This is a genomic window from Vibrio genomosp. F10 str. 9ZD137 (assembly GCF_049974785.1).
Classification (GTDB): Bacteria; Pseudomonadota; Gammaproteobacteria; order Enterobacterales; family Vibrionaceae; genus Vibrio.
In genome coordinates this window covers 1-24455 of the sequence record NZ_JBNGCJ010000138.1, presented here as the reverse complement: position 1 = coordinate 24455, position 24455 = coordinate 1, and the positions used below count along the sequence as shown (strand labels likewise).

Genomic DNA, 24455 nt, shown 5'->3' with positions numbered 1-24455 from the left:
GAAAAATTATTATGACGATTTGTTGTGATTCAGTTCGCAAATTGAACTGTTATTTTGATTTTTAACTGTATTTTATAGGAAATCAGCTGTTTTTAACTCGTTTTATATCGAGAGTTTCATGATAAACCGGTCTTAATTTATGATAAGAAAAAACAATAATTAGACAGTGTTGTTGCTTTTTGTCGGCTCTAAATTTACGCCTAGCTCAGGCTAACGAAAGGTATGACCTAGAAGCGACTTATACTCTTGTTTGCGTGTCGCAATCGGTGTAGCACGATTTAGGCAAGGCAAGGAGCAGGTATTCTTATCTGATGATTAACCGAAGGGCGGCCCAGGGTTAGTTACCTCAAACGACGCCATACACCTCATAGATTGGCCTTTGCGACTAAGAAGCATATGTACACGAGAAGCCGAGATTGAATAAGAAAAGATGAGATTGAATAAGCGCGATAAAACATGCTCTGTTAAAAATGGTCAACAAAAAAGGCCTGCGAATGTGCAGACCTTATAAGGGTAGGTTATTGGGTTAATACAGGAGAAGCTAGCTGGTTAAGAGGTGTTGGAGCTTATCTCTTAGCGCAATGATGTGTGTTCTCTCTGGGCTTTGCTCCTGACAGTGCTCCAATATATATTCAATTGAGCTTAATACCGTTCGCCACCTTGGTGTCTTAGGCAGCGTTTCTTGGCGCAAGTACTTATCCAAAGTTCGAGTTTGTAACGTGCTTCTGTCTAGATAGACTCGCCATAGGCCGCTTTGTTCGGCGAATGCAAATTTGCTCTGCCCTGTCACTCTCTCCCAATACTCAATCGCATTGGTCATCGCTTCGACTAAGACTTCCCTCATTATATCTTGTTTAGATTTTTTCTCGCCCCCGACCCGATCGGCAATGCGAGTAAATTCACCACCAAGCTCCTTCAGTTGCTGCAGTTTATCTTTATCCCCTTCAAAGGCATAACTTGAAAGGGCTTCAACAGCGGTTTCTAGGTTGCCAATGCGTGCCGCGTTCACACTGCCCCCAACGTTAAAGATATACATCGCTTTTAACCCAGACTCTTCGGGTAGTTTTAGTATGTCTGTCGAAATGTTTTGACGGATGTCCTCAACATAAATATCAATGTTGCCGCAATAGTGTTCTAGCTCAACGGTAAGGTATTTCGGGGCGATCATTTCATCAGCGTTTGACCGTTTTAATTGCTCGGGGCTTCGTCTGAACAGCTTTGAAGCCGCTTCGTTAGCAAATCGCACCTTATTGTCGTCCCTCACACATAAAATGGCTTCCGGGGCCGATTCCAATTGTTCTAGTAGGCGGCCTTGAGTCTCTAACAAGCTCGCTTCAACCATCGCACGTCGTTTTAATTCAACTTGAAGCTGATCGTTCTCGATACGTCGTTTTTCAGCTTGGCTCGCCGATAAGTGGGCGGTAATTCGAGCCGCCAGCTCTTGTTTGTTAAAGGGTTTAGACAGATAGTCGTTTGCACCGGCATCAAACCCTCTGACACGATCGTCGGTTTGGTTAAGGGCCGTTAACATAATGATAGGCAGCTCTGAGTGATCGTATTGCTCACGAAGCTTTTCACATACGCTGTAGCCAGATAGCCCAGGCATCATAACATCTAAGAGTAACAGTTCTGGCTTCTCTTTCTGCACTTGCTCTAGCGTTTCATGGCCATCTTTTGCTGTCCTGACTCGGTAGCCTTCAATACGTAGAAAGCTATCGAGAATACGTAAGTTTACCGGTTCGTCATCTGCGACTAGTAATAAAGGTCCTTGTGGGTTTTCAGGCAAGCTACTTTGATCGGGCAATACCACTTCGTTGAGATCCGGTGCGTGGAAGTGGCTGGTTTCACCTAAACCTGCAGCTTCTATTTCATGGTCAAGCGCCAATGGAAGGGTAAAGCTAAATGTAGTGCCGACCATGGGTTGGCTGCTGACATACAAAGAACCGTTCATAAGCTCAATTAACTGGCGGCTTATTGATAAACCAAGTCCTGTCCCTTGACGGTAACGGCTAGAGTCGCTTCCTGCTTGAATTAATGGTTCAAAAATATGCTCGAGCTGATCCGCTGGGATCCCCTGACCGGTATCAACGACCTGGACACGAAGATTGTCATCGACCACATTCGCAGAAATAACGATTTTACCTTCCGAGGTATACTTAATCGCATTACCGATAAGGTTATATAAGACCTGTTCTAATCTTTGTGGATCGGCAGAAACCCAAAGGAGTTCTTCCGGTACTTGGTTAATGATTCGGATCGGCTTATTGCCAAGCAAGTGGTTAGATAATTCTAGAACCAGTCGAGTTGCGCTAGAAAGATCGACGGCACTGCAATGAATATCTAGGTTTCCATAGCGCATTTTATGGTAATCAAGAAGGTCGTCGACCAAGGTTGCTAGGCGTTGGCCGCTACTGATGATGATATTGAGCTGGTACTTATGATCAGCGGTAATTGGGCCATTGGCTCCAGACACCAGAGACTCAGCAATGCCGACCATGCCATGCAGTGGAGTACGAAGTTCATGAGACGTTGTGGCTAAGAATTCGTCTTTAAGCTTATTGGCTAAGTGGAGCTCTTCATTCTGCTTTTTAATGAGATGAATGTTGCTTTCTAATTCGCTGTTTTGAGATTTAATGAGCTTCATTTTTTCCCGAATCGATCGTTGCATCCGTTCAAAGCTCACCGCCAATCGGCCAATTTCGTCTTTTCGCTCAGTATTGATCATCGTTTCATCGAGATCACCGGCGGATACTTTCTCTGCCGCCCAAGTCAGTTTTAACAGGGGTGATGTAATAAAATTCGACAAATAATGCGAAGCGATAACCACTAAGACTAATGCACTGAACATAGCGATAACAAACAACTTCTCTAGCTGATGTACGCGAGCAAACGCTTCTTTTTCCGGTACTTCGACAACGATAGCCCAGTTGATGCTTTTAAACGTGATAGGGCTATAGGCCGCTATGGTTTTCTCATCTTCAGTATTGGTATACGTTCCAACCGCGGTTAAACCTTTGAGAGCGAGATCAATGACTTCAATACTGGTTTTGATATCTTCCTGCTGGAAAGCCATAGAGCGACTCTGGTGATCCTGTCCGACTAGTAAGGTTCTCATTGATGAGGTTTTATTAGTATCGGCAATCAGCTTGGTTATGCCGTTATTGGGAAGGCGAAACATAGCATAACTGTGTAAATAGCCTTGCTGAATAATAGGCGCACCTAACCAGGCTACAGCTTGTCCGTCTGCAGAGGAAAAGTCAGAAAGGATAACTGGTGTGAAATCAACATTGTTTGATCGTTTTTCTTTGACCAGCTCTTTTAGTGTTTGAAAAGTCGTTCCTAAGTTCGAGTTTTGATATTTTCCGCTCAGTAGGTTGGTGCCGTAATAATCATTTTTTAGGATGGAATAGGTGACATTACCGGTGATATCGACAAGCAGGATGTCATCAAAATCGGATCGTTTAAGTAACTCTTGATAGGCCCAGTGGTATCTTTTATGCAGTAGACGATAGCGCTCACTGCCGATGTAAGCACTGGATTGTGGCAGAATCGATGTTCTAATTTGATCGCCAGAGCCTTCAATGTATCGCTGCTGGGCATGTTGGCGAGCCTGTTCGATGTCGGCGCCTAAGTTTTGGAAAGCGTTGACCAAACCATAAAAGCGCCCGCCACTGGCATAAGCGAGTTCTGAACGAACAAAGCCCATCACTTCTGACTCTTGCGCATACAGATAATCAACCACTTGCTTCTGTTTTGTATCACGGACCGACGTCACATGAGACGTACTCTGTTCTTGTAAGTCTGTACTGTGAGAATGAATGAAAAACAGTGCCACGACGGTAAGAGGAGTGATACTCAAGACTAGAAACGCCAACATCAAGGTGTTTTGGAGACGTTTGAATTTCTGTTTACGATAAAACCTGAACATAATAAGACGTTACTTTCCCTAAGGCAGAGTGATGATCGTTAAAATCATCGAGCAAAGTAAAAACAGTTAAAATGACAAAATTAACGAGTTTTTTTACTTTGACAAGTAAGTCGCTACTAATTCGTGTTCAAAGGCGCAGAAAAGTGCCGCTGCGCACAGTTTGGAGTCTCGATTTCATCGTACTTAGACTTTGCTTGCTTTGTAGATAGCAAACTTACTGGTCTTATTTAGAGTCTCGCAATTATGGAATGCTTGTTGAATGATCGGTGGGTATTTAAGAAAACTGTTCGCAACAATAAACAGTTGTCCTCGTTTTTTTAGTTTTTTCGGGGCGTCAGCAAGCAGTGTTTCTGTCGCGCTATAGCTGGTCTCTAACCCTGAGTGGAAAGGGGGATTACTGATTATAAATTGGTAATCATTCGCGCAGTCTGAATAAACATCGGAGGCGAATACGTGACCAGAAAGACCATTAGCGATCAGCGTTTGTTGTGTCGATGCGACAGCAAGTGCACTGATGTCACACATTTCCAGGTTAATCTCCGGGTTAAGCGTTGCCATCACCGCTCCGAGGACGCCTGCACCACAACCAAAATCGAGGACTTTTCCCTTCAATGAGGGAAGTGTATCGAGGAGTAATTGACTGCCAATATCAAATTCACCATGACTGAAAACACCCGGCAGACTTTTTATGGTGAGGTTTTGATTGTTATAACTGACCTGATAGGTTTTGAACCATTCGTTTAAAGAAAACGTCGCGGGTTGCTCGGTGCATTGCCCGAAGTAAAACGAGCAGCGTCTTGCTGAATCAAATTTGGTGATTGGGCCATAAGGTTTAAACATCTTTTCGATACTTTTAACCCCTGAGCGATTTTCTCCCACCACAACTATTTCCGTTTCCTTCCCAAGTTTACTCATCAACATAGAGAGTAAAAAATCCGCTTCAGCCTTGGCTTTGGGCCAATAAAGCAACACCATATCCGCTTGAGTCTGCTCAGTTAATTCAGCACCAAAATAGCAATTAAGTTTGTCGTGGCGTTTGGCTTGTCGATAGTAACCATAGTTGGTGGTGTAAATCGACACAGATTCACAGTGGTCTGTCAGTTCAAGTGGAAAAAGATCTTCCGCTTCGCCGGCAACAAGGACGTGCTTTCCTTTGAAGTAAGCGAGTTGACGTTGAGCAATTTGACTAGGGGCGGTATAAGCAGACATGGTTGAATTCAGTAATAGATCAAGTGAGGGCTGATCTTCTCATAATCTGCCCTCAGCTAGAAGTGTTTCGTGTTCAGGGTTAGCTATTATCTTGTTTTGTTAAAAAGCCTTTGAAGTCTTCTTCATAGATAGTAAACAGTACCATGGTGATAGCGAAAATAAGAGGGCCATAGATAAGGCCAATCAAACCAAAGAGTTGTATGCCACCGAGTAATGAAAAGAAAATCATCAGTGTGTTCATGCCTGCGCTACCTTGCATCAGTAGCGGACGCAATATGTTATCAATCGATCCAACAATGGCAACGCTCCATATGGCTAAGAAAATTGCCCAGTTAGTATCACCGGTTAAGTAAAGGTAGATGGTGGCAGGAATCCAAATCAGCGCGGTTCCTACGACTGGAATAAAGGAAGCAAACCCCATCATGGTTCCCCAGAATAAGCCCGGGAAGCCCGCTAGCCACATACCTAATCCGCCCGCAATGCCTTGTGCTATGGCGGTGAGAAACGATCCCATAACCGCAGATTTAGAAACCTGTTCAATCTCAGCGAGTAAGCGATCTTCTTGGCTACGAGAGAGAGGTAAGATATGACGAATCGCCCTGATGATTTTGTCGTGATCGCGCAGCAAAAAGAACAGCACAAACAACATTAAAAAGAAGTCCATTAGGAAACTTGTGGCGTCCCCTAAAATTTTAGCGCTAATACCGACGATGTTCGATCCTAGTGATGTTGCAAATTGCCCAACTTTTGCTGCTATTTGTTGAGGATTAATTTCATCAAATGGTAGATACGTGTTAGCAAAAGCGAGGGTTTTTACCACCAGAGGGTGATCGAATAATGTGTTGATTCCCCCGTGGGTCACCCAGTGGTAAGTACTTTGGGAAAATGTCGATCCTTGCTGAACAATGGCGGCAAAAACCACCATTAAAGGCAGTACAATAATAAAGGTTAAGATGATACAAGAGAGTAGAGAAACGGTATTTTTATGTTTAGGGAGCTTTGTTTCAAGCCAATCGTGGATAGGGAACATCAACAGTGAAATAATAAAGGCCATCACGATTGAATTGACGTAGGGTTGAATCAGTAAATAGCAGGCATAGGCTGAGGCGACTAATGCTGCAATAAGTACCCAGTGGCTAGAATTTATTTGGACTTTGTCTTTCACAACGATGACCTATCTCTTTATGTGTAGAGAACCATAATGACGTTAAAGCAGAAGGTTATCAACGGAGAACATTCAGTTATTGTTTGGAGGTTAGGTGAATGGGGTGTTGTAATAATAGTGAAAGTGATAAGTCTTCCTGTAAAAAAGGGCGACATATTCCTTGGTTTACGCTCACGTTAATGGCGTTGTTACTGCTCGTTGTTTTGAATTGGCAATAAAAAACGAGCCGTTATCAGCTCGTTAATTATGGTGCTAAATCATTACGCTTCTTGTGCAATGATGGCAAAACAGCGATCAGCGGCTTCGAGTGTCGCTTCAAGCTCTTTAGAGTCGTGGGCTAATGAGGTAAAGCTAGCTTCAAACGCAGAAGGGGCTAGGTATACACCGTGCTGAATCATCAAGTGGAAGAATCGTTTAAAACGTTCTACATCACACTTAGTCACGTCTTCATAGCAGGTTACGGTTTCTTGCTCAGTAAAGAAGAAGCCGAACATACCGCCTACTTGGTTAACCGTTAGGGGAATACCGTGTTTGTCAGCCAAAGATTTAAAACCATCAGCAATGTATTTGGTTTTGCGAGCTAGGCGCGCTTCGTTGCCCTCTTCCTTTAATAGATTAAGGCATGCGAGACCAGCGGCCATTGCGACTGGGTTACCAGAAAGCGTACCAGCTTGATAGACCGGCCCTGTAGGAGCAATATGCTGCATGACTTCTTTAGAGCCACCAAACGCGCCTACTGGCATACCACCGCCAATCACTTTACCCAATGTCGTCAAGTCTGGTTTGATGTTGTAGTACGCTTGAGCACCACCCAAAGCGACTCTGAAACCGGTCATGACCTCATCAAAGATAAGTAGTGCACCTTCTTGATCACAGATTTCTCGTAGACCTTCATGGAAGCCTTCAACCGGTGGAATACAGTTCATGTTGCCAGCGACGGGTTCAACAATAATACAAGCTATTTCACCTTTATTGGCGGCAAATAGCTCTCGTACAGAATCAAGGTTGTTAAAGGTTGCTGTTAGAGTATGTTTAGCGAAATCTTCAGGCACGCCAGGAGAGCTAGGTTGACCCAGCGTCAGTGCACCTGAACCAGCTTTAACAAGAAGGCTGTCAGCATGACCATGGTAACACCCTTCAAATTTAATAATTTTGTCTCGGCCTGTATAACCACGAGCAAGACGAATAGCGCTCATCGTCGCTTCTGTTCCAGAGCTAACCATGCGCAGTTGTTCCATCGACGGAACCAGTTCAGAAACCAATTCAGCCATGTGGATTTCTGTTTCTGTTGGAGCACCAAAGCTTAAACCGCGGTGAGCTGCGTCAATGACTGCATCACGTATAACACTATGGTTATGGCCAAGAATCATTGGCCCCCATGATCCAACATAATCGATGTAGGCTTTGCCATCAGCATCAAAAATCAAAGGGCCATCTGCTCTTTCGACAAAAATAGGCGATCCACCCACACCGTTGAAGGCTCGAACAGGAGAGTTAACGCCGCCTGGAATGGTTTTTTGTGCCTTTTGATAGAGTTCTGCTGATTTGGTCATTGGTACATCCTCATTTGATTATTAGGACCAAGTTGCCTCGCATTGTACCGATCCAAATTCAAACTAGAAATCTTTTGCTGATTTTTCTGTTCTTTTTCACATCTTAAAACGTATAGGTAGAATATTAACTTATTGAATCCGTGATTCTTGTTGTGGAGTACTTGAACGAATCAGTCAGGTATTGGATAATCGCGAGATTATTAAAAAAGATACACCCACTCCCTACTTCATTGCCGCATAATGACGTGGATGGGGATTTACAAGAAGTAAGAGAGGTCGTCGTGAGCGAAGTAAATGTACCATTGTCTTTTTCTGATGCAGCAGCAACGCGTGTTCAGACATTGATTGCAGAAGAAGAGAATCCAGAACTAAAACTCCGAGTTTATATTACAGGCGGTGGTTGTAGTGGTTTCCAATACGGTTTTACTTTTGACGAAAAGGTAAATGATGGTGATACCACTATCGTAAATAGTGGTGTGACTCTGGTAGTTGATCCGATGAGCTTACAATATCTCGTTGGTGGTGTGGTGGATTATACAGAAGGGCTGGAAGGTGCGCGCTTCTTTATCGATAATCCTAATGCAACAACAACTTGTGGTTGTGGAGCATCATTCAGCGTTTAGATATTTTTCGTAGTACAAACACAATGATGCAGTTAGGTGAAGCACCTAACTGCCGCCTGCGAGTGAGGAAGTATCGCGGGACATAAAAAAAGGATGTTATATGCCGAACTTTCCTGTCGCTCGCTTTTTCTCTCAGCGTCCGTGGCTTGTCTCTTTAATTCTCATACTATTATTGACCGCATGGCTTGGATTAGGCTCACTCAAGGCTGAAGAGAGTGCCGCTAAGAATTCCAAACCGACCATCCCACTAGCGAAAGTTGTCTATCAAACCTTTACCGCTGAGCAAACCCCAAAGCGCATTGATCTTTATGGTCGAACTGCGCCGGATAGAGAAGCAAGAATAGGTGCCGAGATAGCCGGTAAAATTGACAAGTTAATCGTGCGAAAAGGCAGTTCTGTGAAGAAAGGACAGCTCATTGCCTCGATTGACAAAAGCGATTTGTCGATTCAACTTGAGCGTGCTCAAGCGATGCTAAAAGTGAAAGAAAAAGAGTATAAAGCTTCCCAGTCTTTGAAGAAGAAAGGTCTGCAAGGCGAAGTTGCTTTTGCCAATGCTGAAGCTTCTTTAATCGAAGCCAAAGCCATGGTGAGTAATGTTAAAGTTGCTCTCGATAACACGCAAGTGACCGCGCCGTTTTCAGGCATTGTTGATCATCTGTTTATCGAAGAAGGGGATTTCGTCGGTATTGGCGATCCTGTGGCAACGGTTATCGATCTGAGTCGACTCGTTATTGAAGCGGATGTCAGTGAACGTCATATTCAAAAACTGACGGCAAAGCAGCCTGCCAAAATACGTTTTATTGACGGTACTGTTGTTGAAGGTACAGTGCGCTATATCTCCCGTGTTTCTTCCAGTTCGACGAATACCTTCCCACTCGAAATTGAAATCGCGAACCCGAACCAACGAATTCCTGCCGGCATCAGTGCCGAAGTTGAATTGACGCTCAATGAGCAGCTCGCCGTGAAAGTCACACCTGCGATGCTAGCACTCGATGCCGTAGGCAATTTGGGTGTTAAAACGCTTGAAAATAACATTGTCCGTTTTGTACCGATTCAGCTAGTGAAAGCTGAACAAGATGGGGTTTGGCTTTCAGGCCTTGGTGATGAGGTGGATATTATTACTGTTGGACAAGGTTTTGTTCGTGATGGAGATTCAGTCGAAGCGATTGAGTTTTCACAGCATGAACTGGCTCTGAAAGAAATCTCTCAGCAGCCTGATACTCAGCAGTAGGAGCAACTATGTATTCACTAATTGATGCCGCATTGTCTCGTACTCGGACAATGATGAGTCTGCTGATACTGATACTTATTGCCGGAGCTGGCACTTATGTTACGATTCCCAAAGAATCGAGCCCTGATATCACCATTCCAATCATTTATGTTTCTATTGGCCACCAAGGTATATCACCGTCGGATGCCGAGCGATTGTTGGTCAGACCAATAGAGCAAGAGCTTCGAGCGATTGAAGGGGTGAAGGAAATGACCTCAACCGCTTCGGAAGGTCATGGTTCTGTTACGTTAGAATTTAATGTTGGAGCGGATTTAGCCAAGGCTATGGCCGATGTTCGCGATGCGGTTGATCTTGCCAAACCTAAATTGCCAGCAGACAGTGATGAGCCGACGGTCAACGAGGTAACTTTAGCGTCTGAAGAGCCGGCCCTTTCGGTTGTACTTTATGGAACGGTCCCTGAGCGTACGATTGTGCAAATTGGTCGTGAGCTGCGTGACAAGCTAGAAAGCTACCGACAAGTGCTCGAAGTTGATATTGCGGGTGATCGCGATGACATTGTTGAGATCATCGTCGATCCGTTATTAATGGAAAGTTACGGGCTTGATCAAGCCGATATCTATAATCTTATTGCTCTGAACAATAAAGTGGTTGCCGCGGGTTTTGTTGATACGGGGTATGGCCGATTCTCAGTCAAAGTGCCCTCGGTATTTGATTCACTTAAAGATGTCTTAGAGTTACCAGTAAAGGTGGATGGGAAACAAGTCATCACTTTCGGTGATGTAGCAACAGTGCGACGCGCTTTTCGAGATCCAGAAAGTTACGCGCGTTTAGACGGCAAGTCTGCGGTGATTTTGGATGTTAAGAAACGAGCCGGTGAAAATATTATCGATACGGTCGCCCTTGTTAAAGCCGTAATGACGGAAGCACAGAATCGTCCTGAGTGGCCAAACAACTTGTTGGTTAAATACACGTGGGATCAATCGAAAGACGTTAAGCAGATGCTTAATGATCTTCAAAATAATATTCTCTCTGCGATTATTTTGGTAGTGATCGTTATCATTGCCATTTTAGGTGTACGCACCGCACTTTTGGTGGGTATCTCCATTCCAGGATCCTTTTTAACCGGTTTGCTGGTCTTGTCGTTATTTGGTCTGACGATCAATATTGTTGTGCTGTTCTCACTGATCATGGCGGTTGGCATGCTGGTGGATGGTGCGATCGTTGTGACAGAATTTGCTGATAGGCGAATGCAGGAAGGGGCACCAAGAAGACAAGCGTATCGTGAAGCGGCGAAGCGAATGTCGTGGCCTATCATTGCTTCCACGGCAACAACACTTGCGGCTTTTGCTCCGTTACTATTTTGGCCCGATATTACTGGTGAATTTATGAAGTACTTGCCACTGACGTTGATAGCGACTCTATCAGCATCACTGGTTATGGCTTTGTTATTTGTTCCTGTCCTGGGTGGTTTGATTGGCAAGCCGCAAAATGTCACCAGTGCCAGTCGTCAAAAGATGGTGGCATTACATGACGGTGATTTCGATAAAGCGGAAGGATTGACGAAGCTCTACTACCGAACTTTGGCTATCGCAATCAAGCATCCATTGAAGATTTTACTTTGTGCGATTCTTTTGTCCGTAGGGGTAGGGTTTACTTACTCGAAAGCCGGTTTAGGTGCAGAATTCTTCCCTGAAGTGGATCCGCCATTTTTTACCGTCAAAGTTCGTTCATTTGGCGATCTCTCGATTAATGAGAAAGATGTCATTATGAAAGAGATCGAAACGGTGATGTTGGGTAACGATGAGTTTGAAAGTGTTTACACTAAAACAGGTGGAACTGAAGAGATCGGTCAAATTCAGATAACGCCTGTGGACTGGCAATATCGACGTCCGGTAAAAGATATTATCGAAGAGTTAAAACTCACGACCGATCAATTTGCCGGTGTTGAAATCGAATACAAGTTCCCTGATGCGGGGCCTCCTGTGGCTCATGATCTCGTTATCGAGATGTCTGCGCGAATTCCTGATGAATTAGATTCAGCGGCTAAAATGGTACGCCACTGGGCTGATAATAATCCGGCGTTTACCAATATCAGTGACAGTTCTAGTAAAGATGGTATTGATTGGAGAATTGATATTCGGCGAGATGATGCTTCTCGTTTTGGTGCCGATGCGACGGTTGTAGGTAATACGGTTCAGTTTGTGACTAATGGTCTTAAAATTGGTGACTACTTACCCGATGACGCGAATGAAGAGGTGGATATTCTGGTTCGTTATCCAGAAGATAAGCGTGACATTGGCCGATTCGATCAGCTCAGAGTGAAGACGGCGGCAGGGCTTGTGCCTATTACCAATTTCGCTCAAATCGTTCCCGATCATAAGCAAGATACTATTCAGCGTGTTGATGGTCATCGAATCATCAACATTATGGCTGATATTGGCGAGGGGTATAATTTAGCGCTGGAGCTGCCTAAAATCGAGCAAGCGATTAACGAACTGGGCTTACCTAACGGGGTTGAATTCAAAATCCGTGGTCAAAATGAAGAGCAAGAAAACTCTTCAGCCTTCCTGCAAAATGCCTTTATTGTGGCACTTGCTGTTATGGCGCTGATTTTGGTGACGCAGTTCAACAGCTTTTATCAGGCTTTCTTGATTCTAAGTGCCGTGCTCTTTTCTACCGTGGGCGTCTTTGCTGGGCTACTTATTTTCCAAAGACCATTTGGCATTGTGATGTCAGGAATTGGTGTCATTGCGTTGGCTGGTATTGTGGTGAACAACAATATTGTATTGATTGACACCTTTAATCAGTTAGTTAAACGCGGCCTGAGCCGACAAGAAGCGATCTTACGTACTGGTGTACAACGTCTGCGACCTGTATTACTGACAACTGTAACCACCATTTTAGGGCTATTACCTATGGTGCTGGAAATGAACATCGATCTTGTGAATCAAAAGGTTGAGTTTGGAGCACCGAGTACACAGTGGTGGTCTCAGTTGGCGACAGCGGTTGCGGGTGGGTTGACGTTTGCTACCGTCTTAACCTTAGTGTTGACCCCATGTCTACTTATGCTGGGTAAAAAGCACAAGCTAGAAGAGAAAGAGCCAGAACCGACCGAGTGAGTTGATGAGGGCAAGTAACCTGTATTGATGCCGGAACCAAGCGTCAATACAGCCAAACCATTTTCCTATCTTAAAAGACGGATAGTAAATAGTAATAGCGGTATTAACGAAAAACCCATCAATGGTAATTGATGGGTTTTTTATTGGGTAAAGGTATCGTGGCTAACTCAGGGCCTAAACGAGCAACGGTAACTTAAGCGGGCAACTAATTATGACTAGCAAAAAGAAGTTCACTGTAACGGTCTAGTTTTGCTAATCGTACCTCAGCATTGGCTATAAAGGTCGCTTTCGCTTTACCCGTTAGCGATTTAGATTCAGGAAGCTTCACGGTACGAGCGTTTTTATGTACCCCGTTCACAAGAAACTCATAGTGCAAGTGAGGGCCAGTAACGCGCCCGGTTCCACCCAATGTTCCTATGGTTTGCCCTTGCTTTACTCGATCGCCTGTCTTCACTCTTCTTTTTTGGAGGTGCAGGTATTTAGTGATGTAGGTGTTGCTATGACGAATGAAGACATAATTACCGTTGAACTGGTTATAACTCGATTTTTGAACAATACCATCACCAGCAGCCCAGATTGGCGTGCCGACAGGTGCCGCGTAGTCGGTTCCTCTGTGAGCTCTTACTTTACCTGTGACTGGGTGGCGACGATTAGGGTTAAAGTTCGATGTTACCCGACGAAAATCGACAGGCGATCGTAAGAATGCTTTTTTCATCGCTCTGCCATTTTCATCGTAATAGTTTCCGGTATTGTCATCCAAAATAGCGGTAAAGGTATCGCCTTGGTTTTTGAATATAGCGGCAATAATCTTACCTCTACCGATGACTTCACCTTCCACGACCTGTTCCTGATAAAGCATCTTAAATTGGTCGCCACTGCGTATATCCAGTGCGAAGTCGATGTCCCAACCAAAGATCCCGGCTAACTCCATGATTTGGTTGGCAGTTAAGCCAGCATTGACACCTGCATTCCAGAAGTTAGAGGTAATGTCCGCTTCGGCGTAGTTGTACTGATACTGAAGTTCTTTTTTATCAAACGTAGATTCAAACCCGTCACTTGTTTTGGAAACGATAAAGGTTTCGTAAGCACTGAGTTTTCGTTTCAATTGAACCAATTCATTGTTTTCATCAAAACCAAATTGAAAGACATCACCAGGTTTAATGCGAGTGAGTTGTTTCTCTATATCATCATTGGTGGTGGTCAATTGATAGAGAAGGCGAGAAGAGAGGCCGAGCCTTTGAAATAAAATAGCCGCACTTTCGCCAGATCCAATCGTATGTTTCTCCCAGCGTAATACAGCAGAAGGAGAAATAGACGCACCTGGAGAAAGTGCCTCGGCATTCATCGTGAGCGGATAATGCCGGCCTATCTCGTAGGTGTTTTTCTCCTGACGTAAATCTTTAGGATCGGGAAGAAAGAAAATAGCAATGGCCACAATGGCACTAAAAAAGGCAATTAGCGCTCGGTGAACCCATGGAAGACGATTGAAAATAGACAGCATTTTAGCGTTCGTTCTATAAAAGTGAATAAAATAGCTAGCTGTTTAGTCTAACTGGTTTCAAAAAACATCGCTATTCGCGTAAGATGGCAAACTATAAAATTTTTGCCAAATCTGTGGGAGTGAACAAGAATGGCGAGTATCGAAGCTGCATTGGCAGAAATAAAACGTGGTGTTGACGAATTAATTCCAGAAGAAGAGTTAATTGCGAAGCTAAAAGAGAACCGACCACTAAGAATTAAACTGGGTGCGGATCCAACGGCGCCTGATATCCACTTGGGCCACACCGTTATCTTAAATAAACTGCGCGCGTTCCAAGAGCTAGGCCATGACGTGACTTTCTTGATTGGCGACTTTACAGGGATGGTTGGTGATCCAACGGGCAAAAATACAACTCGCCCGCCACTGACTCGTGAAGATGTCCTTCGCAATGCGGAAACGTATAAAGAACAGGTGTTCAAAATTCTCGATCCAGCAAAAACCAAAATTCAGTTTAACTCTGAGTGGTTATCTGAGCTGGGCGCGGAAGGTATGATTCGTCTTGCCTCAAACTTAACGGTTGCTCGTATGCTTGAGCGTGACGACTTTAAAAAGCGTTATGCAGGTGGTCAGCCAATTGCGATTCATGAATTTATGTACCCACTACTGCAAGGTTACGACTCTGTGGCAATGGAAACAGACGTTGAATTGGGCGGTACGGATCAGAAGTTTAACCTGCTAATGGGTCGTGAGCTTCAAAAAGGTCACGGTCAGAAACCACAAGTTGTGTTGACGATGCCTCTACTTGTCGGCTTAGATGGCGAGAAAAAGATGTCTAAATCTGCCCACAACTACATCGGTGTGAGCGAAGCACCGAGTGAGATGTTCGGTAAGATCATGTCTATTTCAGATGTACTGATGTGGAGCTATTACGAGCTTCTGTCTTTCCGTCCATTAGAAGAAATTGAGCAGTTTAAAGCGGATGTTGAAGCAGGGAAAAACCCTCGTGATATTAAGGTACTTCTTGCCAAAGAGATCATTGCGCGTTTCCACTCTGAAGCAGATGCAGATGCAGCCGAGCAAGAGTTTGTTAACCGATTTGCTAAGAATCAAATTCCTGATGAAATGCCTGAGTTTACCTTCGAAGCGGGATTACCGGTCAGCAATATTCTAAAAGAAGCAGGCCTTTGTGCATCAACGTCAGATGCGATGCGTATGGTTAAGCAGGGCGCAGCTAAGATTGAAGGTGAGAAAGTAGCAGACGCTAAGTTCGCTCCGGAAGTAGGTACTTACGTATTCCAAGTGGGCAAGCGTAAGTTTGCTCGTATTACCATCGCGTAAACTGTGCGATAGCAATACGTAGATAGTGATAGATAAGCGCCTTAGGGCGCTTTTTTTGTGCAGGTTTTAAACCGTAAGATAAACCAGGTCTCAAATAGTAACAGTGTGATGATCGCATATTGCCAGTGCGTGCCATAAGCGATGAAGTATAAAACGCTGCCCATAGAGAGCCAGATAACAACCAGAGATTGTGTTTTTTCTGTCGGAGTAAGCCCCTGATTTTCTTTTAATCTGCGAGCGAGAGTACCGAGTCTTGGGTGATTGAGAAGCCATTGTTGAAATTTGGGTGAAGCCGAACCAAAACAATAAAGAGCCAGCAAGATAAAAGGAACAGTCGGCAGTAGTGGGACGGTTACGCCAATGGTTCCAAGAATCACACTGGTCCACCCTATACAGATGTAGCCTTTGCGTTTTATGTACGCTTTGGAAAGTGGGCGACGTTTCCTTTCATCTGTCATTATTCACCTAGCATATTGTTTGGTTATTGTTATTAGAGTATGGGATGAAACAATTTGAATTGGCAATGAATCAACCATAAATTTTTAAGTGAAAAAGAGAAATAATCGAAATTTAGCTGACCTGTTTGCATAGGTTTGATACCATTCGCCCCGCTGCTGTTAGAGCAGTTTATTCGGAGCTAACTATGAACAATACCGACCATCCTCCTAGTATGAAGGGAGAAAAGTAACCACTTCGGTATTGGCGATCTCCGCACCTACCTTTGTGGTAGGGCATGTTTCATCTTCCCCCCTGTATTTTTCTCCATCTCTTTCTAGACACCATAAGCTTGCAACGCATTTGTGTTGTAGGGTTTTTTATAGCTTTTAACAATAGCTATAAACACTTATGCGTGATGGTCGTTACCTTTGCCAATCGGGAGATTCGCCATGACGGTAATGAACAATACTTACATTGAAGACACACCTCACTTTTCTCATGAAGAGATTGGTGCTGCGCGTAACGCTTTTTTGCAATATGACCAAGAGAAGCAGTTACATCTTTTAACGGTCATGCCCATTGAAGAAGCTGTGGCGATATTGCATCACTGCTCTGTGGGTTATGTGCAACAACTTATCAGTTTGCTAGAAGGGGAAGGGAACGACAAACGAGCCAGACACTACGCTCACCAGCTGGGCATGATTCATTCGGAAGTGGAAACGGCTGAAGGATACTTAACCACCAGTGTGATGGAGCATGTTAAGCAACGTATTGGTTGGATCATTGCTCTGGCTTTATTGGGCATTGTGTCAGGTTTAATCATTGCACAATATGAAGATACATTGAGTCAGTTGGTATTACTGGCGATATACATGCCGGTTATCGCTGCTGCGGGTGGCAATACTGGGACTCAAGCTGCAACCCTAGTCATTCGAGCTCTAGCTACCGGAGAGCTTAAAAAAAGACAATGGTTAGCGGTACTTTGGAAAGAAAGTCGTGTGGCCGTTTGTTTGGCCTTGGCGATTTCCATTGTGATGGTTGGTCGAATCCTGCTGTTTAGCGATCCGGCGTCTGCAGGTGGCTTTGACCTAAATGTCATTGCACTGGCGATTGCTGTTGCGCTGTTTATTCAGGTAACCTTATCAACCACACTCGGTGGTGTGTTACCTATCGTAGCAAGAGCCGTTAAGCTCGATCCTGCGGTTCTAGTTAGCCCGGTACTCGCGTCAATTGTCGATATTTCAGGAATGTGGATCTATTTCACTGTCGTGAATTATTTTCTAGGTATTGCCTAAGAATGGTAAGACTTTAATACGCATTTAGCCCTTATTGCTTTGTGGATCTATTGTAGGACGAGACAAGCAAGGGCTAAATACGATTCCTGGTTAAACTTAAAAGTAAGGTTCACCTTGTTATGGCTTGGACACTTGCTGGCTGAATGAGACGATATCTTTGTAGAAATATTGCTCAAATTGAGTAATAGGAGCGATAACAGGTTTGTTGTTATTTGATTTTATTGGGTGATAGTCAGTGACGAACTGAACGAATAACGAGCTAGGCTTCCCTTTTTTATCCAACCCGTACCCTGCCATATTATAACTGCCGTACACGGAACCACTCTTGGCAATGATCTGCCCTTTAATCGGTGCTTTACGCATACTGCTGCGGTATTGCAGCGTTCCTGTTTTTCCTGACGTTGGCATGGCTTGAACAAGATTAAGTTCATCATCATGTATCCAGATATACCGTAATATCGACGCCATATCTTGACTGGTGAATCGATTGTTACGAGAAAGCCCAGAGCCATCGACCAGCCGTGCTTGTTCCAAATTAATCCCAGTCTTAGCCCAAATAATTTGTTTCATGGCTGACGTTCCATTACTGAAACTGCCTGGCTGGAGGTAGAAATGCTGACCAATGGTTTTGGTTAAGTTATCCGCAATTAGGTTATCGGATTTCTTGAGCATGACATCGAGCAGTGCGGGTAGTGTTGCCGACTTATGCTGCGTCAAAAGTGTTGTTGCAGAAGCATCAAATGAAGAGTCTGGTCGCCCTATTTTTATTGAACCGTAGAGTTCAATATTCAGTTGGTTTAAAAGGGTGTAGACCATGCGTGTGGTGTATTGCTCTGGGCTTTGTACAGCAAATTTAAGTGGAAGAGGTTTACTTCGCTCCACTAAGCAACCGTTGAGTTGGTACTGATTATTACTTTTCGCAAGGAGTTCTAGGTCGCATTGGCTGCTTTCTTGCTCTACTTTGCTGACGGTCCGTGCTTTAGTGGAGACATGAATAGGAAACTGCTCGGGAACGTATACTCGTGTTAAGCCAGTATCCAACGTATATATGGACGCTTGAACACAGTTTTCATCGAGAGTGATGGCACTGGCTGGTGCGCTGTAGCACACCCCAAGAATATCCCAAGGCCATCCTACCGCGCGATCGTACCCAGAAAAAATTGAATTATCGAGCCAAATATCCCCCTTGATTTGGTGAGTTCCCCTGGTTTTGGCGCTTTGTAGCATGTCGCGCAGGTTTTGCGTGGTCAGGGTGGGATCGCCTGAGAACTGGATAATTAAGTCGTCTTGATACCTTAAAAGTGAGGTTTGGTAATGGAAGTTATCGCCAAGTTCCAGTTTGGCTGCGAGCGCAGTGACCAGTTTTAAGGTACTGGCTGGTGGGAATAGTTGCTCGGTATTTTCTGACAGAGAAGTTGCTTTAGGGCTAGAGAGGCTTTCTAATATCAAGCTATTTCTGCTACCCGCTGGGAGTGTTTGTACGGGTTCATAACTCATTGCATAAGAGCTCAGTAGTACTGAAAATGCCAAGGCTGAGAGCAAAAATAACTTGTTGAGTTGGAGCTGTAGTGGGAAGACCATCTCTAATGTAGTCCTTAAAAAGTGGATGATTTTAGTATAAAGAGTGAGGAAGATAAGGCAAAGGGAACATGCCGTAGATATGAAAAAGGTCCGGCATTTGCCAGACCTTAAGGTATCATTGCTTGAAATTAGAATGAATATTTTAGGCCAAGACGAAGTGTATCTTCAGCGTCTTTTGCACCAACAGAGCTTTCGCTCATGTTGTTCAGCATGTAAGCAACGTATGCATTGATATTTTTGTTGAATGTGTAATCACCAGTGATTTCGAAGAAGTCACTGTTTTCAGATTTTACACCATTATCTTTAAGTTCAGTCTTTTGGTAAGCGCCTTTAAGGGCGAAACCATTACCAAAACCGTATACGGCGGCAAATTCCATACCGTCGAATTCAGTGTTAGCTTTATCATCTTGATCACCTGTGGTGTAAGTACCCGCTAGGTAAAGAGAGTCAAGTGTATAGTTTACACCAGCAATGATTGCATCACCTGAACCTTTGTTTTCACCATTGTCTCCACCTGAGTAGCCAAGGCCGAAGCCTAAGCCCATTGGCAAAGTGTAAATAGCAGAAATACCGTAGCCATCCGTATTTTTGTCTTCACCAGCAATGTAACTTGCTTTTAAGCTAAGTGCGTCGAAGTTACCAGCATAAGCGATCGTGTTGTTAATCTGCTCGTTACCAGCGTTAATGAACTCTTTTTGTGCGCCAGTAAAAGTAGTGACATCTGACATTTGTGAAATTTGTACAGCAGCAGTATCTTGACGACCAAATGATACCGCACCAAAGTCACCTTGAAGGCCCGCAAACATGTAACGTTGTTTGAAGCTCGTTGTTGATGAGTTATCTGCCGAAGATTGGACACCTTGCTCACCTTCGTAGAAACCAAAACCACTTAACGTGTCAGAAATTTGAGTCGTACCTCCAACATTTAAACGAAAACGGCTTTGGTTAGCCATTGTACCTTCAATTTCCTTACCGCCATTCCCAATGAAGTCACCACGGAACTCAGCACGTCCACCAACATTAAGTTCTGTACCGTCTGCACTGTATACGTTTGCCGCATTAACACTTGTTGTACCTGCTGCAGCTACCACCGCTAGAGCAATTAGAGTCTTGTTCATTTTATTGTCCTATTTTGTTGTCCATAAATAGTTACTTTTGCGAGGTACTTCAACCTCTGTGCCAATGTATCCTCGGCCTTATACGGCTTTAAATCAAGTTTCATATGTAAGATTTATGTCATAAGTTCAATTGATGGGTTTTTGTGCTAAAAAGTATGAGAATGTCGAGAACGAGAATTTCTTAGACCTAGCGGTGATATGGAATTTTACTTAAGAGAGCATGAAACCAAATTATAGGGAGTGCGAATCTCTCATGTTAATCTATCGTTAGGATTGCGATTTTGAGATTCCATCCAAGTAAATTTTAATGATTTAGCAGACAAGTTTGTTTACACTACTAGAAAGTTGATCCACCAATAAACCACCTGAATAAATATGGTTCGGGGGGTTTTGTTTTGTCCAAAGTTCCCTTTGGCATAGAGGTATATATGGAAAAGGTTCCAATGACTGTGCGTGGCGAAAAGCAGCTACGTGATGAATTAGAAAGATTACTTAAGATGCGTCCGATTATTTCAGCCGCAATTGGTGAAGCTCGTGAACTAGGCGATTTGAAAGAGAATGCTGAATATCATGCCGCTCGAGAAGAGCAGGGTATTTGTGAAGCACAGATCCGCGATATCGAATATAAGCTATCGGTAGCTCAAATTATCGATGTGACGAAAATGGAAAATACCGGAAAAATCATTTTCGGTACTACCGTTACGTTGATCGATGTTGATACCGATGAAGAAGTGAAATACCAAATTGTCTCTGAAGATGAAGCGAATATTAAATCGGGCCGTATTTCAGTGAAATCACCAATTGCTCGTGGTTTGGTTGGCAAACACGAAGGTGATGAGGTCGTTATCTCTACACCGGGCGGTGAGAAAGACTTTGAAATAGATAAAGTAGAATATATTTAATTTGTCCGGCGACTAATCGCTACAGATACTAAAAAGGTCGCATCATGCGACCTTTTTTCACACTACAATAATCAAAAGACAAATTATTTGCGTGGGATTTCGATTTTACGCTGCTCTGATTGACGAAATAGGACCAGTACTTTGCCAATAGATTGTACTTTTTCTGCTTTAGTTTCACGAACAATAGCGTCAATAATCAGTTGCTTAGTATCACGATCTTCAGAAGCAATCTTAATTTTGACCAATTCGTGGTGATCAAGAGCAATTTCGATTTCCGCTAGAACAGCTTCGGTGAGTCCATTCGCGCCCATAAGCACGACAGGTTTTAGACTGTGCGCTAGGCCTTTAAGGTGCTGCTTTTGTTTGGTGCTTAAGTTCATTATGCGGCCAATTTATTTTTGGTTAGGGTTGAAAAAAGCTATTTTAACGCCATCTAATGCTGAAGACTATAATTTATTGGTCTTAGTTAATTGCGATTGGGTTTTTGCCCTTTAATTTAGGTATCTAATGAGTAAACAAAAACACTCAGCCAGCTCAGGTCGTTGGTTGAAGGAACATTTCGACGATAAGTACGCTAATGAAGCTCGTAAAAAAGGCTATCGTTCTCGTGCTTACTTTAAAATGGAAGAGATCCATCTTAAAGATAAGTTATTTTCCCCTGGCATGACGGTTGTTGATTTGGGGGCTGCCCCTGGTGGTTGGTCTCAATACGCGGCTAAAATAGTGGGTGATGAAGGGCAAATTATTGCTTGTGATTTACTGCCTATGGATCCCATTGCTGGTGTAAGCTTTTTACAGGGTGATTTTCGTGAAGATGCTGTATTAGAAGCGTTACTCGATAGAATTCAACCAAGTATGGTTGATGTTGTCATGTCAGACATGGCACCTAATATGGCTGGAAATGCGTCCGTTGATCAGCCTCGTTCCATGTATTTAGTGGAATTAGCTTTAGATATGTGTCGACAAGTTCTGGCACCTAATGGTAGCTTTGCTGTTAAGGTTTTCCAGGGCGAAAGCTTCGATGATTATGTCAAAGAAGTACGTAGCTTGTTTAAAGTAGTAAAAATAAGAAAGCCAGATTCCTCAAGAGCTCGCTCGAGAGAAGTCTACATCGTAGCCACTGGTTACAAAGGTTAACCATTTCGCCACTAAAGGCGAACGTTAACACTATAGCTACAGGTGTTAAACTGTAGTACCCTACCTTTAATTACAATTAGTTATCGAGAGGCTTACACCTTGAGTGACATGGCAAAAAATTTAATTCTGTGGCTTGTTATTGCTGTTGTTTTAATGTCAGTTTTCCAGAGCTTTGGCCCTGGTGAAAGTAATGGCAGATCAGTAGATTACACCACGTTTGTACAGGAAGTTGGCCAAGGCCAGATTCAGGAAGCAACTTTTAAAGGTCAAGAAATTGCCTTTACTCGTCGTGGAGGTGGCTCTCGTTTTGTCACATACATGCCGGTATATGATGAGAAGCTTCTAGATGACCTCATTAACCAAAATGTGAAAGTTCAAGGTACACCTCCAGAAGAGCAAAGCCTTCTAGGGACTATCTTTATTTCTTGGTTCCCTATGATTTTACTTATTGGTGTATGGATATTCTTCATGCGTCAAATGCAAGGCGGCGGCGGCAAAGGCGCGATGTCGTTTGGTAAAAGTAAAGCTCGTATGATGAGCGAAGAACAGATCAAAACGACATTTGGTGATGTCGCAGGCTGTGATGAAGCTAAAGAAGATGTGAAAGAGCTGGTTGATTACTTGCGTGATCCTAGCCGATTCCAAAAGTTGGGGGGTAAAATCCCAACCGGTATTCTTTTGGTGGGTCCTCCTGGTACGGGTAAAACACTTTTAGCGAAAGCCATTGCGGGTGAAGCAAAAGTACCTTTCTTCACTATTTCAGGTTCTGATTTCGTAGAAATGTTTGTTGGTGTAGGTGCCTCTCGTGTTCGTGATATGTTTGAACAAGCGAAGAAAGCCGCGCCATGTATCATTTTCATTGATGAAATCGATGCTGTTGGTCGCCAACGTGGTGCCGGTGTTGGTGGTGGTCATGATGAACGTGAACAAACATTGAACCAAATGTTGGTTGAAATGGATGGTTTTGAAGGTAATGAAGGTATCATCGTCATTGCTGCAACTAACCGTCCGGACGTATTGGATCCAGCATTGCTTCGACCTGGCCGTTTCGACCGTCAAGTGGTGGTTGGTTTGCCAGATGTACGTGGTCGTGAGCAAATCCTGAAAGTTCATATGCGCAAAGTTCCTCTAGCAGGTGATGTTGAACCGTCGCTTATTGCTCGTGGTACACCAGGGTTCTCTGGTGCTGATCTTGCTAACCTTGTGAACGAAGCGGCATTGTTTGCAGCGCGTAGCAACAAGCGCAATGTCTCTATGGTTGAGTTCGAATTGGCGAAAGATAAGATTATGATGGGTGCAGAGCGCCGTTCAATGGTCTTGTCTGAAGACACGAAAGAATCAACTGCATACCATGAAGCAGGTCACGCTATTGTTGGACGCTTAGTACCAGAGCACGATCCTGTGTACAAAGTATCAATCATTCCACGTGGCCGTGCGTTAGGCGTGACAATGTACTTACCAGAGCAAGATCGTGTAAGTATGAACCGTCAACATTTAGAGTCGATGATTTCTAGCCTTTATGGTGGTCGATTGGCTGAAGAGCTTATCTATGGTTTGGATAAAGTATCCACAGGCGCATCCAACGATATTGAACGTGCAACTGATATTGCTCGTAAGATGGTCACTCAGTGGGGCTTCTCTGAAAAACTCGGTCCTCTGTTGTATGCAGAAGACGAAGGCGAAGTGTTCCTAGGCCGATCAGTAACGCAAACTAAGCACGTATCAAACGATACCGCTAAACTCATCGATGATGAAGTTCGTGTTCTTATTGACCGTAACTACGCTCGAGCGAGACAGATCCTAGAAGACAATATGGATATCATGCATGCAATGAAAGACGCACTGGTTAAGTACGAAACCATTGATGCAGGCCAAATTGACGATCTAATGGAGCGCAAATCAGAGATTCGTGAACCTGCTGGCTGGGGCGATCAAGACAAACCTCAAGCTGATATCGAAAAAGAGTCAGCGAAAAAGCCTGAAGAAGACAAAGCATCTGAAGATGACAAAGCGAAAGCTCAGTCTACTCAAGATAAGTCTACTGAAGCGAACGGTAATGATGAGCAACCTGCAGATAAAAAAGACGCAGAGTAATCATATTCACTAATGTAAACCCCGAGATATCTCGGGGTTTTTGTGTTTTAGAGCTATCTATAATTAGAGCTATGAAAATAACAGCAAACACCAAACAGTTAGATCTCTCCACTCCTCAAATTATGGGGATTCTCAACGTCACACCGGATTCATTTTCTGATGGAGGACAGTTCTCCTCTCTAGAGCGAGCGATAGCACAAGCGGATAAGATGATAGCCGCGGGGGTGAGCATTATCGACATCGG

At 43.8% G+C, this 24455-nt stretch carries 18 protein-coding genes; 9 read left to right on the top strand and 9 right to left on the bottom strand.

The annotated features are described in order from the left end of the window. Positions 1-541: 541 nt before the first annotated feature. The 4 genes from ACP45E_RS01690 to hemL form a co-directional block, all read right to left on the bottom strand. The gene (locus ACP45E_RS01690; protein ID WP_017037204.1) at positions 542-3928 is read right to left on the bottom strand and encodes an ATP-binding protein; all 3387 of its coding nucleotides are present in this window, start codon (positions 3926-3928) and stop codon (positions 542-544) included. A gap of 183 nt (positions 3929-4111) precedes the next feature. Further along, positions 4112-5137: a 16S rRNA (guanine(1207)-N(2))-methyltransferase RsmC gene (rsmC, locus tag ACP45E_RS01685; protein WP_065576205.1), complete on the bottom strand. Its 1026-nt coding sequence runs from the start codon at positions 5135-5137 to the stop codon at positions 4112-4114. A 79-nt stretch (positions 5138-5216) separates the two neighbouring features. After that, positions 5217-6302 (bottom strand): AI-2E family transporter, encoded by a 1086-nt coding sequence (locus tag ACP45E_RS01680; RefSeq protein ID WP_017036705.1) that lies wholly within the window; start codon positions 6300-6302, stop codon positions 5217-5219. Between the two features lie 260 nt (positions 6303-6562). Beyond that, positions 6563-7855 (bottom strand): glutamate-1-semialdehyde 2,1-aminomutase, encoded by a 1293-nt coding sequence (hemL, locus tag ACP45E_RS01675; protein WP_017038645.1) that lies wholly within the window; start codon positions 7853-7855, stop codon positions 6563-6565. A 281-nt stretch (positions 7856-8136) separates the two neighbouring features. Here hemL and erpA point away from each other — a divergent pair, with 281 nt between their 5' ends. The 3 genes from erpA to ACP45E_RS01660 all read left to right on the top strand — a co-directional run bounded on the left by erpA (position 8137) and on the right by ACP45E_RS01660 (position 12828). After that, on the top strand, positions 8137-8478 hold the full coding sequence (gene erpA, locus ACP45E_RS01670) for an iron-sulfur cluster insertion protein ErpA (protein ID WP_017041699.1): 342 nt from the start codon (positions 8137-8139) through the stop codon (positions 8476-8478). Positions 8479-8578: 100 nt separating this feature from the next. Continuing rightward, positions 8579-9709, top strand: a complete 1131-nt coding sequence (locus ACP45E_RS01665; RefSeq protein WP_017036709.1) for an efflux RND transporter periplasmic adaptor subunit — start codon at positions 8579-8581, stop codon at positions 9707-9709. Positions 9710-9717: 8 nt separating this feature from the next. Further along, entirely contained in the window at positions 9718-12828 is a 3111-nt protein-coding gene (locus ACP45E_RS01660) for an efflux RND transporter permease subunit (RefSeq protein ID WP_017038644.1), read from the top strand. Positions 12829-13033: 205 nt separating this feature from the next. Here the strand turns inward: ACP45E_RS01660 and ACP45E_RS01655 are convergent, their stop codons facing one another. Next, positions 13034-14329 (bottom strand): peptidoglycan DD-metalloendopeptidase family protein, encoded by a 1296-nt coding sequence (locus ACP45E_RS01655; RefSeq protein WP_017036711.1) that lies wholly within the window; start codon positions 14327-14329, stop codon positions 13034-13036. Positions 14330-14458: 129 nt separating this feature from the next. Here ACP45E_RS01655 and tyrS point away from each other — a divergent pair, with 129 nt between their 5' ends. Then, complete coding sequence (gene tyrS, locus ACP45E_RS01650; protein WP_017036712.1) at positions 14459-15646, top strand: tyrosine--tRNA ligase; 1188 nt, start codon at positions 14459-14461, stop codon at positions 15644-15646. A 41-nt stretch (positions 15647-15687) separates the two neighbouring features. On the opposite strand, the gene ACP45E_RS01645 is transcribed toward tyrS, so the two are convergent. Continuing rightward, the gene (locus tag ACP45E_RS01645) at positions 15688-16104 is read right to left on the bottom strand and encodes a YbaN family protein (protein ID WP_017036713.1); all 417 of its coding nucleotides are present in this window, start codon (positions 16102-16104) and stop codon (positions 15688-15690) included. A 429-nt stretch (positions 16105-16533) separates the two neighbouring features. Here ACP45E_RS01645 and ACP45E_RS01640 point away from each other — a divergent pair, with 429 nt between their 5' ends. Continuing rightward, on the top strand, positions 16534-17379 hold the full coding sequence (locus ACP45E_RS01640) for a magnesium transporter (RefSeq protein ID WP_017040790.1): 846 nt from the start codon (positions 16534-16536) through the stop codon (positions 17377-17379). A gap of 117 nt (positions 17380-17496) precedes the next feature. On the opposite strand, the gene dacB is transcribed toward ACP45E_RS01640, so the two are convergent. Next, on the bottom strand, positions 17497-18960 hold the full coding sequence (dacB, locus tag ACP45E_RS01635) for a serine-type D-Ala-D-Ala carboxypeptidase (protein WP_069584628.1): 1464 nt from the start codon (positions 18958-18960) through the stop codon (positions 17497-17499). Between the two features lie 128 nt (positions 18961-19088). Continuing rightward, positions 19089-20078, bottom strand: a complete 990-nt coding sequence (locus ACP45E_RS01630; protein ID WP_017038641.1) for a porin — start codon at positions 20076-20078, stop codon at positions 19089-19091. Positions 20079-20506: 428 nt separating this feature from the next. On the opposite strand from ACP45E_RS01630, the gene greA reads away from it, so the two are divergent. After that, positions 20507-20980, top strand: a complete 474-nt coding sequence (greA, locus tag ACP45E_RS01625) for a transcription elongation factor GreA (protein ID WP_017036718.1) — start codon at positions 20507-20509, stop codon at positions 20978-20980. A gap of 83 nt (positions 20981-21063) precedes the next feature. Here the strand turns inward: greA and yhbY are convergent, their stop codons facing one another. Next, the gene (gene yhbY, locus ACP45E_RS01620; protein ID WP_017036719.1) at positions 21064-21360 is read right to left on the bottom strand and encodes a ribosome assembly RNA-binding protein YhbY; all 297 of its coding nucleotides are present in this window, start codon (positions 21358-21360) and stop codon (positions 21064-21066) included. A 127-nt stretch (positions 21361-21487) separates the two neighbouring features. On the opposite strand from yhbY, the gene rlmE reads away from it, so the two are divergent. The 3 genes from rlmE to ACP45E_RS01605 form a co-directional block, all read left to right on the top strand. After that, positions 21488-22117, top strand: coding sequence for a 23S rRNA (uridine(2552)-2'-O)-methyltransferase RlmE (gene rlmE, locus ACP45E_RS01615; protein ID WP_017036720.1), 630 nt, complete (start codon positions 21488-21490; stop codon positions 22115-22117). A 108-nt stretch (positions 22118-22225) separates the two neighbouring features. Then, positions 22226-24211, top strand: coding sequence for an ATP-dependent zinc metalloprotease FtsH (gene ftsH, locus ACP45E_RS01610; RefSeq protein WP_065577313.1), 1986 nt, complete (start codon positions 22226-22228; stop codon positions 24209-24211). Between the two features lie 71 nt (positions 24212-24282). Further along, positions 24283-24455: dihydropteroate synthase (locus tag ACP45E_RS01605; RefSeq protein WP_158008357.1), on the top strand; the 173-nt coding region annotated here is incomplete at its 3' end.